14 protein-coding genes and 2 tRNA genes are annotated in these 15,226 nt (G+C 73.5%); 11 read left to right on the top strand and 5 right to left on the bottom strand.

Features of this window, described 5'->3' with window-relative positions:
• Nucleotides 1-7: 7 nt before the first annotated feature.
• Both FHP29_RS09700 and FHP29_RS09705 read left to right on the top strand, forming a co-directional pair.
• Complete coding sequence (locus FHP29_RS09700; RefSeq protein ID WP_139622653.1) at nt 8-508, top strand: hypothetical protein; 501 nt, start codon at nt 8-10, stop codon at nt 506-508.
• Between the two features lie 82 nt (nt 509-590).
• Nucleotides 591-666: transfer RNA gene (locus FHP29_RS09705), tRNA-Asn, on the top strand.
• A 101-nt stretch (nt 667-767) separates the two neighbouring features.
• Here FHP29_RS09705 and FHP29_RS09710 read toward each other — a convergent pair.
• On the bottom strand, nt 768-1,202 hold the full coding sequence (locus tag FHP29_RS09710) for a hypothetical protein (RefSeq protein ID WP_139622654.1): 435 nt from the start codon (nt 1,200-1,202) through the stop codon (nt 768-770).
• A gap of 115 nt (nt 1,203-1,317) precedes the next feature.
• On the opposite strand from FHP29_RS09710, the gene FHP29_RS09715 reads away from it, so the two are divergent.
• The 7 genes from FHP29_RS09715 (at nt 1,318) to FHP29_RS09745 (ending at nt 9,280) form a co-directional block, all read left to right on the top strand.
• Nucleotides 1,318-2,034: a response regulator transcription factor gene (locus FHP29_RS09715; protein ID WP_139622655.1), complete on the top strand. Its 717-nt coding sequence runs from the start codon at nt 1,318-1,320 to the stop codon at nt 2,032-2,034.
• On the top strand, nt 2,034-3,428 hold the full coding sequence (locus FHP29_RS09720) for a sensor histidine kinase (RefSeq protein WP_139622656.1): 1,395 nt from the start codon (nt 2,034-2,036) through the stop codon (nt 3,426-3,428). Before FHP29_RS09715 ends, FHP29_RS09720 begins: the two co-directional genes overlap by 1 nt.
• A 45-nt stretch (nt 3,429-3,473) precedes the next feature.
• Nucleotides 3,474-4,655 carry an efflux RND transporter periplasmic adaptor subunit gene (locus FHP29_RS09725; protein WP_139622657.1) on the top strand — a complete coding sequence of 394 codons (1,182 nt, stop codon included), beginning with the start codon at nt 3,474-3,476 and terminating at the stop codon, nt 4,653-4,655.
• A complete protein-coding gene (locus FHP29_RS09730) occupies nt 4,652-5,353 on the top strand; it encodes an ABC transporter ATP-binding protein (protein WP_139622658.1) in 702 nt (233 codons plus the stop codon). Before FHP29_RS09725 ends, FHP29_RS09730 begins: the two co-directional genes overlap by 4 nt.
• Entirely contained in the window at nt 5,350-6,576 is a 1,227-nt protein-coding gene (locus FHP29_RS09735) for an ABC transporter permease (RefSeq protein WP_139622659.1), read from the top strand. Before FHP29_RS09730 ends, FHP29_RS09735 begins: the two co-directional genes overlap by 4 nt.
• Before the next feature lie 28 nt (nt 6,577-6,604).
• Nucleotides 6,605-8,218, top strand: coding sequence for an efflux RND transporter periplasmic adaptor subunit (locus FHP29_RS09740; RefSeq protein WP_139622660.1), 1,614 nt, complete (start codon nt 6,605-6,607; stop codon nt 8,216-8,218).
• A gap of 69 nt (nt 8,219-8,287) precedes the next feature.
• The gene (locus FHP29_RS09745; protein ID WP_139622661.1) at nt 8,288-9,280 is read left to right on the top strand and encodes an aminoglycoside phosphotransferase family protein; all 993 of its coding nucleotides are present in this window, start codon (nt 8,288-8,290) and stop codon (nt 9,278-9,280) included.
• On the opposite strand, the gene FHP29_RS09750 is transcribed toward FHP29_RS09745, so the two are convergent.
• Nucleotides 9,278-9,351: transfer RNA gene (locus FHP29_RS09750), tRNA-Ile, on the bottom strand. The two genes, FHP29_RS09745 and FHP29_RS09750, sit on opposite strands and share 3 nt — an antisense overlap.
• Before the next feature lie 24 nt (nt 9,352-9,375).
• Entirely contained in the window at nt 9,376-10,128 is a 753-nt protein-coding gene (locus FHP29_RS09755) for a PIG-L deacetylase family protein (protein ID WP_139622662.1), read from the bottom strand.
• 103 nt (nt 10,129-10,231) lie between these two features.
• Between FHP29_RS09755 and FHP29_RS09760 the strand changes: the two genes are divergently transcribed.
• Nucleotides 10,232-11,281, top strand: coding sequence for a DNA adenine methylase (locus FHP29_RS09760; RefSeq protein ID WP_139622663.1), 1,050 nt, complete (start codon nt 10,232-10,234; stop codon nt 11,279-11,281).
• Nucleotides 11,282-11,287: 6 nt separating this feature from the next.
• Here FHP29_RS09760 and FHP29_RS09765 read toward each other — a convergent pair whose 3' ends face one another.
• Together FHP29_RS09765 and FHP29_RS09770 are read right to left on the bottom strand one after the other, a co-directional pair.
• Nucleotides 11,288-12,199 (bottom strand): protein kinase family protein, encoded by a 912-nt coding sequence (locus tag FHP29_RS09765; protein ID WP_139622664.1) that lies wholly within the window; start codon nt 12,197-12,199, stop codon nt 11,288-11,290.
• 10 nt (nt 12,200-12,209) lie between these two features.
• A complete protein-coding gene (locus FHP29_RS09770; protein WP_139622665.1) occupies nt 12,210-13,520 on the bottom strand; it encodes a serine/threonine-protein kinase in 1,311 nt (436 codons plus the stop codon).
• Between the two features lie 118 nt (nt 13,521-13,638).
• Here FHP29_RS09770 and tyrS point away from each other — a divergent pair, with 118 nt between their 5' ends.
• Nucleotides 13,639-14,910 carry a tyrosine--tRNA ligase gene (gene tyrS, locus FHP29_RS09775; protein WP_139622666.1) on the top strand — a complete coding sequence of 424 codons (1,272 nt, stop codon included), beginning with the start codon at nt 13,639-13,641 and terminating at the stop codon, nt 14,908-14,910.
• Nucleotides 14,911-15,226: the final 316 nt, after the last annotated feature.

Below are 15,226 nucleotides of genomic sequence, written 5' to 3' on the forward strand. Positions count from 1 at the left end.
GCCCGTCGTGAGGTGGCCGCCGATCCCCGCACGTCGTCCGTCGCTCCCGGTCGGACCGGGGGAGCGGTTGTTGGCCTGGGCAGAGCTCCGGCATCCCGGCGACGGCCCGGCCGTCGTGGGCGGCACCCGCGATGCGCTCTACGTGCCCCGCCGGATCCCGTGGGAGCAGGTCGCGGGCGCCGACTGGGACCAGGAGGAGTCCGTGCTTCGGGTGGTCGAGGTCGCCCGCTTCGGTGAGCCCAGCCCGGTCCACGTCCTGCTCCTCGACGACGCCGCGCGCCTGCTCCAGCTGATCCGTGAGCGCGTCACGGCCAGCATCGCCGTCCAGCGGCACGTCGCCGTCTCCGGACGCCGCTCGGTGCGCGTGCTGGCCCGCCGCGCTCCGGGCACCCACGGCGAGCTCGCCTGGTTCGTCGAGTACGACGACGGGCTCGACCCGGCCAACCCGCGCGTGGACGCGGTGGTGCAGGAGGCCCTGGCCACTGCCCGCGCCGACGTCGGGGAGTGACCGGACCGGCACCTCGATTTCGGGCGCGGGCCCCGTCCTTGCTAGGGTTTCTCCGCTCCACCCCGCCGGTGGACGCCAGCATTCCCCCGTAGCTCAACTGGCAGAGCATGCGACTGTTAATCGCAGGGTTATTGGTTCGAGTCCAATCGGGGGAGCCAGTCACGAAGCCCCGCCAGGTCAGCCCGGCGGGGCTTCGTCGTGTCCGGCGGTCGTCGTGTCCGGCGGTCGTCGAGTCCGGCGGTCGTCGCCGCCGGTCCCGTCAGCTGCCGGAGGTGCTGGGGGACGAGCCGTCCTCGGGAGATGTGCTCTCCTCCTGTTGGGGCGCCGTCCCGGGCGGGACCTGCTGCGGGAACCCGGGCGGTGGGCCGTCCCGACCGTCCCGGCCGTCCCAGCCGGGCCCGCGCATCAGCTCGCGCCGGAGTCCGGGCCGCTCGTCGTGGTCGGCCACCACGGCCGCCACCGCGCCGGCCCCGGCGCCGAGCACCACACCGGCCACCGCCACGGCGACCATCGCGCGGAAGCCGAACACCCGGTCGCGCCAGCGGGCCTTCGCGGGCGGTGCCGCGGCGTACGGCGGACCCGGCGCTGCGGCGACCTGCGGTGCGGCAGGCGGCGCGGGTGGCGCGGGCGGCGCGGGCTGCTCGAGCGGTGTCGATTCGGCGGTGGGAGTGGGGTCGGAGTCGTTCTCGTTCATGAGCCCACCGTGATCCCGGCCCCTGTGCTGAGCCTGTGACCCACCCGTGAGGAGACGCAGGATCCGCACAACGGATCCACAGGATCCGCACAGACTGCTGGCACAGTCTGGTGCCATGACCGAGACCGCGACCCGCCCGGACGGCACGCCGCTGCGCGCCGTCGTCGTCGACGACGAGGTCAACATCGCCGAGCTGGTCGCGATGGCGCTGCGCTACGAGGGCTGGTCGGTCGCGACGGCGCACACCGGGACGGACGCGGTCGCGGCGGTGCGCAGCCACGGTCCCGACGTGGTGGTGCTCGACATGATGCTGCCCGACCACGACGGCATGGAGGTGCTGCGGCGGATCCGGGCCGACGACCCGACGGTTCCGGTCCTCTTCCTGACCGCCCGCGACGCCGTGGAGGACCGGGTCGCCGGGCTCACCGCCGGGGGCGACGACTACGTCACCAAGCCGTTCTCGCTCGAGGAGCTGGTGGCTCGGCTCCGGGCGCTGGTGCGCCGGGCCGGGACGGCCGTCGAGCAGAGCCGCTCCACCCTCGTCGTCGGTGACCTGGTCCTCGACGAGGACAGCCACGAGGTCACCCGTGCCGGCGAGGAGATCCCACTGACGGCGACCGAGTTCGAGCTGCTGCGCTTCCTGATGCGCAACCCGCGTCGGGTCCTGAGCAAGGCGCAGATCCTCGACCGGGTCTGGAACTACGACTTCGGCGGCCAGGCCAACGTCGTCGAGCTCTACATCTCCTACCTGCGCAAGAAGATCGACGCCGGCCGGGCGCCGATGATCCACACGATGCGGGGCGCGGGCTACGTGCTGAAGCCGGCCGGCTGATGGGGCTCCCCGTTCCGCGCTCGCTCACGTCGCGGTTGGTGGTCACGGCGGTCGCGCTGGTCGCGGTGGTCTCGCTGCTGGTCGGGACGGTCACCACCCTCGGCATGCGTGCCTGGCTGACCCACCGTCTCGACTCCGACGTCGTCGCGCTGACCCGGGGTGGCCCCGGTGGCGGCGGACCGCCCGGCGACGCGTTCGGTGCCGACGGCAGGGTCCGGGCGGTCTTCGCGGGTGAGGTGGGCCAGGGAGACGTCGTCACCTCGACGAGCACGGGCTTCCAGCAGACCCGGCTGGACGCCGACGTGCTCGCCGCCCTGGCCGAGGCCGGCGACGAGCCGATCACCCTGGAGCTGCCCGGTCTGGGCGACTACCGCGTCGCCCGCGGGCGCGAGCCGCGCGACGGCCTGACGATGGTCGCCGGGCTGCCGACCGACGATGTCGACGAGGCGACGATGTCCCTCATCCGGCTGGAGATCGTGCTGACCCTGCTCGGCATCGTCGTCGCGGCGTTCGCCGGCACCGCCGTCGTACGCCGCCAGCTCCGCCCCCTCACCGAGGTCGCAGCCACCGCCCATGCGGTCGCCGAGCTTCCTCTCGACGAGGGTGACATCGGCGTGACCGAGCGCGTCCCCGACCATCTGACCGACCCGCGGACCGAGGCCGGCCAGGTCGGCCTGGCCCTCAACCAGCTCCTCGAGCACGTCGAGTCGTCGCTCTCGGCCCGGCACCGCAGCGAGCAGCAGGTCCGCCAGTTCGTCGCGGACGCCTCCCACGAGCTCCGCACCCCACTGACGACGATCGCCGGCTACACCGAGCTCGCCCGGCGCCGCGGCGACCCCGACACCTCGGCCGTCGCGCTGGCGAAGGTCGAGGAGGAGGCCGGACGGATGACCGCCCTCGTCGAGGACCTGCTCCTCCTCGCCCGCATCGACGCCGGCCGCCCGCTCGCCGCCGAGCCCGTCGACCTGACCAGGCTGCTGCTGGAGGCGGTCGACGACGCCCGCGTCGTCGCCCCGGAGCACCGTTGGCGGCTCGTGCTCCCCGACGACGGCGAGCCTGTCGAGACCACGGGCGACGAGCAGCGGCTGCACCAGGTCGTGACCAACCTGCTGACCAACGCCCGCAAGCACACGCCCGCCGGCACCACCGTCACCGTGGCGGTGCGGCCCGACGGCTTCGACGTCCACGACGACGGTCCCGGCTTCCCGCCGGATCTCGTCGACACCGCCTTCGAGCGGTTCACCCGCGGCGACGCGTCCCGGCACCGCTCCGACGGGGTCGGGCTCGGCCTCGCGCTGGTGCAGGCGATCATCAGTGCGCACGGCGGATCGGTCGCGCTGCGCAGCGTCCCGGGCGACACCCGGATCAGCGTCACCCTCACAGCCCACCCATAGCCTCGGCCGAGGGATCCCACAGACCGACCGAACAGGGTCGGTCCCGTGAAACGCAAGCTCCTGCGCCGCGTCCGCATCAGACGCTCCCGGCGCCTCGTCGTCTCCCTGGTCGTCCTCGTCGTGGTGGCCGGCGCGACCGGCGGCTGGCTGCTCCTCCGCGACGGCGAGCCCGCCGCCGCGGCGACGATGACAGCCACGGTGACGACCCGGACCCTCGAGCGGACCGTCACCGCCAGCGGCACGGTCGCGGCCGCCACCACCGCCGACCTGGCCTTCGACGTCAGCGGCACCGTCCTGGACGTGTACGTCGAGCCCGGCGACCGGGTCAAGAAGGGGCAGCGGCTCGCCGCGATCGACGACGACGTCCTCCGAGCCGAGCTCGACGCCGCGGACAGTGCCCTCGACGCCGCGAAGGCGGCCCGCTCCGAGCACCTCGCGGACGGCGCCTCCGACGAGCAGACCAGCGCCGACGAGGCTGCGGTCCTCGCCGCCGAGTCGAGCCTCACGCAGGCTCGGGACGCCGTGGAGGACGCCGTGCTCCGCTCGACCACGGCCGGCACGGTGACCGCCGTCGGCATCGAGGTCGGCGACACCGTCGGCTCCAGCAGCCCCTCGACCTCCGCAGACGGCACGGACGGCACGATCACCGTCGTGTCGACCGGCACGTACGTCGTCGACGCGACCGTTGCCAGCGCCGACGTCGCCCAGGTGACCGAGGGTCTCAAGGCGAGGCTGACCGTGAGCGGGATCGCCGAGACCGTCGACGCAACCGTCTCCGAGGTCGGCCTGGTCGCCGAGGCCGACTCGTCGGGCGCCGCGGTCTTCCCCGTCACCATCGCGGTCACCGGGCGGCGCGACGACCTGTATGCCGGCACGTCGGCGGAGGTGGCGATCGTCGTCAGCCAGCGCACCGACGTGCTCACCGTCGACAGCCGGGCGCTGCACGCCGACGGCGACACGACGTACGTCGACAAGGTCACCGACGCCGCGACCGGCGCCACCGAGCGGGTCATCGTCACCACCGGCGAGACGTCCGGCATGGTGACCGAGGTCCTCACCGGGCTCGCCGAGGGCGACGTCGTCGAGATCCCCGGCTTCTCCCCGCCCGGCGGGTCCGGCGGCGACCGGCAGCTGCAGGATCCGGGTGGCCGGTTCGAGCAGGGCGGCGGCTTCCCCGAGGGCTTCACCCCGCCGCAGGGCGGCTTCCCGGGCGGAGCGCCGCGGTGAGCACCCTCATCGAGCTGACCGGCGTGCGCAAGACCTACCGCTCGGGCAGCCTCGAGTTCGAGGCGCTGCGCGGGATCGACATCCGCATCGACGAGGGGGAGTACGTCGCCGTGATCGGTCCGTCCGGATCCGGCAAGTCGACGCTGATGAACCTCCTCGGCTGCCTCGATCTCCCGACCGAGGGCCGCTACGTGCTGGAGGGCGAGGACACCTCCAGTCTCGACGAGGCCGCTCTGGCCGCGATCCGCAACCGCCGGATCGGCTTCGTCTTCCAGCAGTTCCACCTACTGCCGTCGATGACCGCCTGGCGCAACGTCGAGCTCCCGCTGGCGTACGCCGGCCTGCCGCGCCCCGAGCGCAGGGAACGCGCGATCGCGGCGCTCGACAAGGTGGGCCTCGGCGATCGGGTCGACCACCGGCCCGGCGAGCTCTCCGGCGGCCAGCAGCAGCGAGTCGCGGTGGCTCGTGCGCTGGTCACCGAGCCGGCCCTGCTCCTCGCCGACGAGCCGACGGGCAACCTCGACTCCCGTTCGACCGGAGACATGCTCGAGCTGTTCGACGAGCTGCACGCCAGCGGCCGCACGATCGTGCTGATCACCCACGAGCCCGACGTCGCGACGCGGGCCGGGCGCAACCTGGTCATCGACGACGGCCTGATCACCATCGACCGGACGACGACCACGGGAGCGAGGACATGAGCTGGTGGGAGACCGTCCGGTCCGGCCTGGCCGCGATCGAGGCGCACCGCCTGCGCTCGTCGCTGACGGTCCTCGGCATCGTCATCGGCATCTCCTCGGTCATCCTCACCGTCGGCCTCGGTCAGGGCGCCCAGCAGGAGGTCAGGGACCGGATCGACGCCCTCGGCTCCAACCTCCTCATCGTGTCCCCGGGGAGCAGCACCGACAGCTCCGGCGTCCGCGGCGGGTTCGGCTCCGCGTCCACGCTGACCCGCGCCGACGCGACGGCCATCGCCGACCGCGACGCCGTGCCCGACGCCGCCGGGGTCGCACCGGCCATCACCAGCTCGGTGTCGCTCGTCAACGGGGACACGAACTGGACCACCTCCCTCGTCGGTACGACGACCGACTGGCTCGACGTCCGCAGCCGCGAGCTCTCGGCAGGCCGGTTCTTCACCTCCGCAGAGGCGGTGCAGGGCGCGACCGTCGCGGTGATCGGCGCCGACACGGCCTTCGAGCTGTTCGGCCCGCAGAGCCCGGTCGGTCAGCAGATGAGCGTCAACGGGACCCGGGTCACCGTCGTCGGCGTCCTCACCGCCTCCGGCGCCTCGTCGTCGGGCAGCACCGAGGACGACCTGGCGGTGGTCCCCGCCGGCACGGCGAGCCGGCTGACGGGCAGCACCGGCGACACGGTCTCCACGATCTACGTCGAGGCAGCCAGCGCGGAGCGGCTCTCGGCGGCGTACCAGGAGGTGCAGGCCCTGCTCGCCACCCGGCACGGCGTCACGACCGCCGACGCCGACTTCTCGATCTCGACCCAGGACTCACTGGTGGAGACGGCCAACGAGACCAACCGGACGTTCACCGTTCTGCTCGGCGGCGTCGCCGCGATCTCGTTGCTCGTGGGTGGCATCGGCGTCATGAACATCATGCTGGTCTCGGTCACCGAGCGGGTCCGCGAGATCGGCCTGCGCAAGGCGCTCGGCGCCGCGCCGAACGTGATCCGCCGCCAGTTCCTCGTCGAGGCCGCACTGCTCGGCCTGACCGGCGGACTGGTCGGCGTCGCCGTCGGCATCGTCGGCGCCCAGGTCCTGCCGCACCTCATCGACCAGGCGGTCGCGGTCTCCGCGCTGGCCACGGTCGCCGCCCTCGTCACCTCCCTCGCCCTCGGCGTCGGGTTCGGGGTCTACCCGGCGGGCCGCGCGGCCCGCCTCACCCCGATCGACGCCCTCCGCAGCGAATGACCACCCGGACCACGAATCAGGAGCCCCCATGCCCCTCGCCCTCCTCCGTCCCCTCGCGGCCCTGGCCCTCGCCGGGACCGGAGTGGCGGCGTACGGCGCCACCGCCGACGACGACGTCCACTACCGCACCGTTGCCGCCGCCCTCGGCGACGTCGCCGCCGAGCTCACCCTCTCCGGCACGATCGCGCCCACCGGCAGCTCCGAGCTCGCCTTCGGCACCGGCGGAACGGTCGCCCGGGTGCGGGTGGACCAGGGCGACGAGGTCGAGCAGGGACAGGTCGTCGCGGTCCTCGACCGCTCCTCGCTGCGGGCAGCCGTCGACCGGGCGAAGTCCGACCTCGCCGACGCGCGGGCCCGGCTGGCCGCCGACCGGGACGTCCAGGCGACCGCCGTCGACGACGCGACCAGTGCGCCGGGGAAGAGCAGCGGGGGAGCCGCGGACGAGAGCTCCGGCAGCAAGGGTGCGAGCTCCGCGGTGCAGGCCCAGTTGAGCGCCCAGCAGGACGCGGTCACCGCCGCCCAGTCCGCCGCGAGCACCGCCCTGGCGGCCGCGGCCGACCGCCTGGCCGAGCAGCAGCGGGCCTGCGCCGAACCGGTGGCCACCGAGCCCGAGCCGAGCGACGACGCCACCACCGAGGCGACCACCGAGGCCGCCACCGAGGCCACCACGAGCGACGTCGCCGCCAGCGCCGTGCTCAGCGAGGCCTGCGCCAGCGCCCTGGCCGCCGTGCAGAGCGCCCAGTCCGCCGCCTCCCGTGCCCAGACGACGCTGCAGACCGCTCTCGAGACCCTCGGCACCACCCTGGCCGCGGCGCTGGACGCCGCGTCGGCGACGACACCGACCACGCCCACCCCTCCGAGCAGCGTCCCGTCCGCCCCGACCGGCTCCACCCGCACCGTCACCGCGGCCACGCTCGCCGAGGACCAGGCTGCCATCGACCGGGCCGACGCCTCGCTCGCGTCGGCCCGCGCGGACCTGCGTGGCGCGGTCGTCCGGGCTCCCGCCGACGGCACCGTCGTCTCCCTCACGGTCGGCGCCGACGACCGGGTCTCGGCCGGCGACACCGTCGCCACCCTCGTCGCTCCTGGCCTGACGACGGCGACCGTCGAGGTCAGCGCGACCGAGGCCGCGCGGTTGACGACCGGTGCGCCGGCCGAGGTCACCCCCGCGGGCGCGACCGACGCCCTCCCCGGCACCGTCGGGCGCATCGAGCACACCGCGACCGACGACTCCTCCGAGGACGGCTCGAGCGGCGACCCGACGTACGCCGTCGAGATCGTGCTCGACGGCCGCGACCTCGCACTCGCCGACGGCCTGCCCGCCACCGTCGTGATCGAGGTCGGCTCGGCCGACGACGTCGTGGTGGTGCCGGCGTCGGCGGTCAGCGACGGCACGGTCACCGTCGTCGACGACAGCGGCACGGCCCGGCGGACCCCGGTGACCACCGGCGTGGTCGGTGCCACCGAGGTCGAGATCGCCGACGGCCTCCACGTGGGGGACCGGGTCGTGCTCGCCGACCTCGACGCCGCATTGCCCACCGGCGACTCCGACCAGCGGGGGCCAGGAGCCGGGCTCGGCGGGCTCGACGGCGAGATGGTCCGGATGGGACCGCCCGGAGGAGGCGTCACGATCCGCCGATGATCGTGCGATGACGGCACCGATCGCGGAAACGGGTGGCGCCGCCGGCCCTCGCGGGGCGACGCTGCAGGGGTGAGCACGAGCACCTGGACGAGCGCGCTGTGGGCGACGGAGGACTTCCGCGCCGAGCTGTGCTCGTTCGTGACCGCCGCGGTGGGGATCCCCGATCGGCTCGAGTTGGTCGCGCTGCGGCCGTGGTCGGCGGTGTGGCGGGCCACGGCGGGCGGTCGATCGTCGTACGCGAAGCAGAACTGTCCGGGCCAGGCGCACGAGGCCCGGCTGATCACGCGGCTCGCGCAGGTCGCCCCGGACCACGTCGTGCCGGTCCTCGCGGCCGATCCCGACCGCGATCTGCTGCTCACCGCGGACCTCGGCCCGACCGTCCACGCGCGCGGGGGAGCCGACGATCCGGCGACCTGGGCCCGGATCGCCGCCGACGCCGCCGACCTGCAGCGGCGCCTGGTCGGCGCGGTCGACGACCTCCACCTCACCGTCCTGGCTCCCGCCGACGCGACGACGTACGTCGCCGACGCGGTCGGCCGCCTCGCCGCCCTCGCCGCCGACGACCCCCGCCGCCTCGCGTCCGAGGTCGCGATCCTGCTGGAGGCGCTGCTCCCGACGGTGGAGCGGTGGTCCGACCAGGTCGAGGACCTCGACCTACCGCTGACGCTGCTGCACAACGACCTGCACGCCGAGAACGTCGTCCTCGCCCCCGACGGCGGCCTGCGGTTCTTCGACTTCGGCGACGCCGTCGTCGGCGATCCTCTCGCCGGCCTCTACGTCCCGCTCGCCATGGCGCAGGAGTGCCTCGACCTGCCCGCCGACCACCCCACGCTGTGGCGGGTCGCCGACGCCGCCCTCGAGGTGTGGTCCGATCTCGCCACTCCCGCCGCGCTTCGCGCAGCGCTGCCGGCAGCGCTGCAGCTCGGGCGCGTGGCGCGGGTCGAGTCGTGGCGTCGGTGCGTGGCCACGATGACGCGAGCCGAGCGGGTCGATTTCGGATCGGCGCCCGCGGCTCACCTGGCTTCGCTGCTCGACCCACCGCCACTGGGCGGCGCTGCGTAGGGCGGGTGGGGCTCGAACCCACGACCCAAGGATTATGAGTCCTCTGCTCTGACCGACTGAGCTACCGCCCCGAGGCCTCCAACCCTAGTGGCGCCTCACTCGCCCCAGCCCATCGGGAACACCTCGAACGGCGCCGCGAACGCCACGCCGAGCCGCGATCCGGCGGCTCGGGACATCCCCTCGAGGAACTCCCGAGGATCCCAGTTCTCCCAGCCCAGACCGTCGATGTAGGCCGCGTGCGCCTTGAGCGACTCGACGCCGATGTCGAACGTGGCGGTGGTGTCGACGGCGTGGCCCGACTGCGGGGAGCCGAACGCCCACACCTCGCGGACCCCGCCCCAGGGCTCGAGCCCCTCGGACCCGCCGAGCTGGTCGGCGAAGACCCACCGGTTGCCGGCGTCCCGTACGGCGTCCAGCACCGCGCGGCCCACCGCGATGTGGTCTGCCTGGTTGAGGTTCCGGCCGCCCCAGGTGTCGCGGAAGTTGCCGGTGATCACGATGTCCGGCCGGTGCCGGCGCACCTCGGCGGCGATCACCTCACGCAGCGCGACGCCGTACTCCAAGATGCCGTCGGGCTGGCGCAGGAAGTCGACGACCTCGACCCCGACGATCTCGGCGGAGCGGACCTGCTCGGCCTCGCGCACCCCACGGCAGGAGTCGGGGTCGAGGCCGTCGATGCCGGCCTCGCCGCTGGTGACCATGCAGTAGACGACGCTCTTGCCCTGGCCGGTCCACCGCGCGACGGCCGCGGCGGCGCCGAACTCCATGTCGTCGGGATGCGCGACGACGCACAGCGCCCGCTCCCAGGTCTCGTCCAGCGGCTCCAGCGGGGTGGGTGTCTCGGCCATGGACCGAGCATGTCACTCGCTCAGGCACTCGCCCAGTCGCTTGCACAGCCGTCACCGCGTCGTGCGGCGCCCGTCCGGCGCAGTGCCGCACTACTCTGCCGTCGTGATCAAGTACCTCGGCTCGAAGCGCACGCTCGTGCCCGTGCTGGGGGAGCTCGCCGTCGCCGCCGGCGCAAGGACGGCGCTCGACCTGTTCACCGGTACGACGCGCGTCGCCCAGGAGCTCAAGCGCCGGGGTCTGCACGTGACGGCGGCCGACCTCGCGTCGTACTCCGCGGTGCTCAGCGACTGCTTCGTCGCGACCGACGCCGATGCCGTTGACCTCGCGGCGCTCGACGCCGAGATCGCCCGGCTCGCCGCGCTGCCGGGCGTGGACGGCTATGTCACCGACACCTTCTGCCGGCAGGCGCGCTTCTTCCAACCCCGCAACGGCAGGCGCATCGACGCCGTCCGCGACGCCATCGAGCGCGACCACCCCGTCGGGAGCCCGCTGCGGCCGCTGTTGCTGACCAGCCTGTTGCTGGCCGCCGACCGCGTCGACTCGACCACGGGCGTGCAGATGGCCTACCTCAAGCAGTGGGCGCCGCGCTCCAACGCCGACCTCGACCTGCGCCGCCCCGCGCTGCTGTCCGGCGCCGGACGCACGGTCCACGGCGACGCCATGACCGTCGTCGACGACCTCGCGCCCGTCGATCTCGCCTACGTCGACCCGCCCTACAACCAGCACCGCTACTTCGCGAACTACCACATCTGGGAGACGCTGGTCCGCTGGGACGCCCCCGAGCACTACGGCATCGCGTGCAAGCGCGTCGACGTCCGGGAGCGCCGCAGCGTGTTCAACAACCGGCGCACCATGCCGACCGCCCTCGCCGACCTGCTCGGGCGACTGCGCGCCGAGGTCGTCCTCGTCTCCTACAACGACGAGTCCTGGGTGACCCCCGACGAGATGTCCCGATGGCTGCACGACGCCGGCCACCAGCGCGTCGAGATCCTCGCCTTCGACCGGAAGCGGTACGTCGGCGCGCAGATCGGCATCCACAGCCCGTCCGGCGAGCGGGTCGGTCAGGTCGGCCGCCTGCGCAACGTCGAGTACGTCTTCGTCGCGGGCCCCCGCGACCGGGTCGAGGCGGCCGTCGGGGCCCGGGCGTCGTAGAGGGGACTACCGCGCGGTGGCGTCGGCGATCAGCAACCGCCGGCCGCTCTGCACGAGGAAGAGCGTGATGTCCTCGGTCCGCGTGCCGACTCCGGCGAGCCGGTAGCGGTAGGTGTAGTCCACCCTCATCGTGGCCGGGTGCGGTGTCACGGACAGGATGCGGGGCTCGCGGATCGACGCCCACACCTCGCGATAGCGCGGGCTCCGCTGCTGGTAGGCCGGGGTCAGCCAGGTGAACCCGACCGCCGGGTCGCCGCTCGCGGTCGCGACGTAGTCGCGGGCGAACCTCTCCAGTTGCGCCGCGGTCGGCGGGGCCGGTCCGTCCGAGGGCACGGCCGTCGGAGGCTCCTCGGCCGGCTCGGTGCTCGCCGCCTCGGAGGTCCGGGGGCTCGACCGCGGCCGCTCGCCGTCCCCGCCCGCGAACAGCAGACCCGCGCCGACGACGCCGAGGACCGTGATGACCGCGGCGCCCGCGAGCACGAGGAGGCTCGTCGACGGGCGCCGGCGCTCGGGCGCGGGCGCGACCCGGGCGCGCAGGTAGTCCGCGATCTCGGCGACCGAGGGCCGGTCGCGCGGATCGGGACGCAGGCCGAGCTCGATGATGGGCGCCAGCCATCCGGCCGAGCGGGGGACGACGGGGCCGCTGTGGGGGGCCGGCGGCTCGCCCGTGACGGCGTGGAGGAGGACGCCCGCAAGCGACCACGCGTCGTCGGCCGCTCCGGGAGCGGTGAACACGGGATCCGGGGAGACGCGGGTGCGGTCGAGCAGGATCGCTCGCCCGGCGTGGGCGACCTCGACGGCGGCCGGCGAGACGGCTCCGTGGCGGCTGCCGGAGGCGTGCGAGGCGGCGAGCGACTCGGCGACCGGCAGCAGCAGCCGGGCCGCGTCGTCCGGTGACAGCACGCCGTACCCGCTCACGGCTCGCAGGCTACCGAGATGTGGCGTTGTCGATCAGCAGGCTCCCGCCCTGGTCGACCAGATCGAGCGTGACCAGCTCGCTGCGACGACCGGCCCCGGCGAGCACGTACTTGTAGCGGTAGGTCACCGTCATCGCCGCCGGATCCGCCGTCACGGTGAGGATCTGCGGCCTGCGCACCCGCCCCCAGAAGTCGGCGTACTCGGGACTCGCCGCCTGGTATCCGGGCGTCAGCATGGCGAAGCCCCGCGAGGGGTCGGCGCTGGCGGTCGCGACGTAGTTGCGCGCGAAGGTCTCCATCTCCTCCGCCGTCGGAGCGGCGGCGGGCGTCGTGGGAGCGGTCGTCGTCGTGCCGGGGGAGCCGGAGTCCTTCCCCGCCCCGGACGTCCCCTCGTCGCCGTCGGGGCGCAGGACCAGGGCAGTGACGAGCACGAGCAGCACCACCGCAGCCGCGATCGCTGCGATGACGCGGGTCGTGCGTCGCGAGGCGCGCACGGCGGGCATCGCCATCGTCTGCTCCGCGGCGACCACGGTCCTGGCGAGGTGGCCGCGCACCTCCGCCATCGTCGGGCGGGCCTTCGGGTCCTTGGCCATCGTGCGCGCGAGCAGCGGCGCCAGCCAGCCCGCGTCGGGCACGACCGGCGGGTCCTCGTGCGCGATCCGGTAGACCACGGCCAGCGGGCCGTTGTCGAGGTCGTCGCGGTGGTACGGCGGCCGCCCCGTCAGCAGGTGCACCAGGGTGGCTCCCAGCGACCACACGTCGCTGGCCGGCGTCGCCTGTCCACCGGTGGCGATCTCGGGTGCCAGGTAGGCGGGGGAGCCGGTGACCAGACCCGTCCGGGTGAGCGTCGCGTCGTCGGAGCCGCGCGCGATGCCGAAGTCGGTGAGCTTCGCGCCCTCCGGGCCGGCCAGGATGTTGGAGGGCTTCACGTCCCGGTGCACGATGCCGAGGGCGTGGGCCTGGGCGAGCGCGTCGGCCACCGGCGCCAGCAGGCGTGCGGCCTCGTCCGGCGTCAGCGGAGCGTCGCGTACGACGTCCGACAGGGCGGGTCCCTCGACCCGCTCCATCACCAGCCAGGCCCCGCTCGCCTCGGTCACCAGGTCGTAGACCGCCACCACGTGGGCATGGCCGAGCTGGGCCGCGAGGCGTGCCTCCCGCTCCGCGCGGATGGCGTCGTCCCCTCGCCCCGCCGTGGCCCCGAGGCGCTTGAGCGCGACCGTCCGGCCGAGGATCTCGTCGTGAGCGGCCCACACGGCGCCGTGCGCGCCGTGCCCGATCTCGTGTTGGAGGGTGTAGCGCCCCGCTACCCGTTGGCTGGTCATCGTCCTCGCAACGTACCCGTGTCCACCGAGCCGAGCCCAGTGGGCCGCCGAGGTGGGGATGGGGCACCCTTGGAGCGGGAACCGGTCCCGCTCAGCAACCCCGAAGGAGAGCACCGACGTGTCCGTCGACACCACGCTTCTGGACGACCTCGAGTGGCGCGGCCTGCTGGCCGAGTCCACCGATCGCGACGCGCTGCGCACAGCGCTGAGCGACGGGAGCGTCCGGTTCTACGTGGGCTTCGATCCGACGGCGCCGAGCCTCCACATGGGCAACCTGGTCCAGATCGTCACGGCCATGCGTCTGCAGCGCGCCGGCCACACGCCGTTCGCCCTCGTCGGCGGCGCCACCGGAATGATCGGCGACCCCCGCGACTCGGGGGAGCGCACCCTCAACTCCCTCGACACCGTCCAGGAGTGGACGGCCCGTGTGCGCGGCCAGATCGAGCCGTTCCTCTCCTTCGAGGGCGAGAACGCCGCGACCATGGTCAACAACCACGACTGGACCGCCGGCCTGTCGGTCATCGACTTCCTGCGCGACATCGGCAAGCACTTCCCGGTCAACCGCATGCTGGCCCGCGAGACCGTACGCCGGCGCCTCGAGTCCGGCATCAGCTACACCGAGTTCTCGTACGTGCTGCTGCAGTCGATGGACTTCCTGACGCTCTTCCGTGAGCGCGGCGTCACCCTCCAGTTCGGGGGCTCCGACCAGTGGGGCAACCTCACCGGCGGTGTCGAGCTGATCCGCCGGGCCGAGGGGGCGACCGCGCACGCGTTCGCCACGCCCCTGATCACCAAGGCGGACGGCACGAAGTACGGCAAGACCGAGGGCGGCGCGCTCTGGCTCGACCCCGAGATGATGCCGCCGTACGCCTTCCACCAGTTCTGGCTCAATGTCGAGGACGAGAAGGTCGGAGAGCTGCTCCGGGTCTTCACCTTCCTGCCGCGCGAGCAGATCGAGGAGCTCGAGGCCCGCCATGCGGAGAAGCCGTTCCTGCGCGAGGCGCAGAAGGTCCTGGCCGACGAGGTCACGACCCTCGTCCACGGCGAGGCGGAGACCGCCAACGCGAAGGCGGCGGCCGCCGCCCTCTTCGGCGGCGGCGACGTCACCTCCCTCTCGGGCGCCACGCTCGAGGCGGCGCTCGGCGAGGCCGGCACGGTCGACGTCGACGGTGCGTCCGGGATCCCGAGCATCGTCGACCTGCTGACCCTCTCCGGGCTCGCGAAGTCCAAGGGGGAGGCGCGGCGGACCGTCGCCGAGGGCGGCGCGTACCTCAACAACGTCCGCGTCGACGACCCCGACCAGGTGCCCTCCGCGGGCGACCTCATCGCCTCGTCGTGGCTGGTCCTGCGGCGCGGAAAGAAGCGGTTCGCGGGCGTGCGGGTGCGCTGAGACGGGCCCGTCGAGAGGCTGTGGCCCGGGTCACGCCGTTTCGATTTGTGCTTCTCGCGGGGGATGCGTAATGTTCTCTCTGTCGCCGGGTGCGGCGGGAAGCAAGACGGCGGTCAGCCGGAGGGCTTCCGGCCCCGCGACCACCCAGTCTCGAACCTCTGGTTCGGACGCCGGTCAGAAAAGCAAGCCTTGTGGGTTTGGTACAGACCGGGGTCAGGATCTAGAGTCGCGGACTGCATCAGCACGAGGAAGATCCGGCAACGGGGAACCTCGAAGCGTGTGATGTTTGAGAACTCAACAGTGTGTCATGCATAGA

This window comes from Nocardioides albidus (genome assembly GCF_006335005.1).
Classification (GTDB): domain Bacteria; phylum Actinomycetota; class Actinomycetes; order Propionibacteriales; family Nocardioidaceae; genus Nocardioides; species Nocardioides albidus.

What these genes read in the sequence shown, in the direction of transcription:
- FHP29_RS09755 (WP_139622662.1), bottom strand. Translation starts at nt 10,128, where the DNA reads ATGGCCGAGACACCCACCCCGCTGGAGCCGCTGGACGAGACCTGGGAG.
- FHP29_RS09715 (WP_139622655.1), top strand. Translation starts at nt 1,318, where the DNA reads ATGACCGAGACCGCGACCCGCCCGGACGGCACGCCGCTGCGCGCCGTC.
- FHP29_RS09735 (WP_139622659.1), top strand. Translation starts at nt 5,350, where the DNA reads ATGAGCTGGTGGGAGACCGTCCGGTCCGGCCTGGCCGCGATCGAGGCG.
- FHP29_RS09770 (WP_139622665.1), bottom strand. Translation starts at nt 13,520, where the DNA reads ATGACCAGCCAACGGGTAGCGGGGCGCTACACCCTCCAACACGAGATC.
- FHP29_RS09740 (WP_139622660.1), top strand. Translation starts at nt 6,605, where the DNA reads ATGCCCCTCGCCCTCCTCCGTCCCCTCGCGGCCCTGGCCCTCGCCGGG.
- FHP29_RS09710 (WP_139622654.1), bottom strand. Translation starts at nt 1,202, where the DNA reads ATGAACGAGAACGACTCCGACCCCACTCCCACCGCCGAATCGACACCG.
- FHP29_RS09720 (WP_139622656.1), top strand. Translation starts at nt 2,034, where the DNA reads ATGGGGCTCCCCGTTCCGCGCTCGCTCACGTCGCGGTTGGTGGTCACG.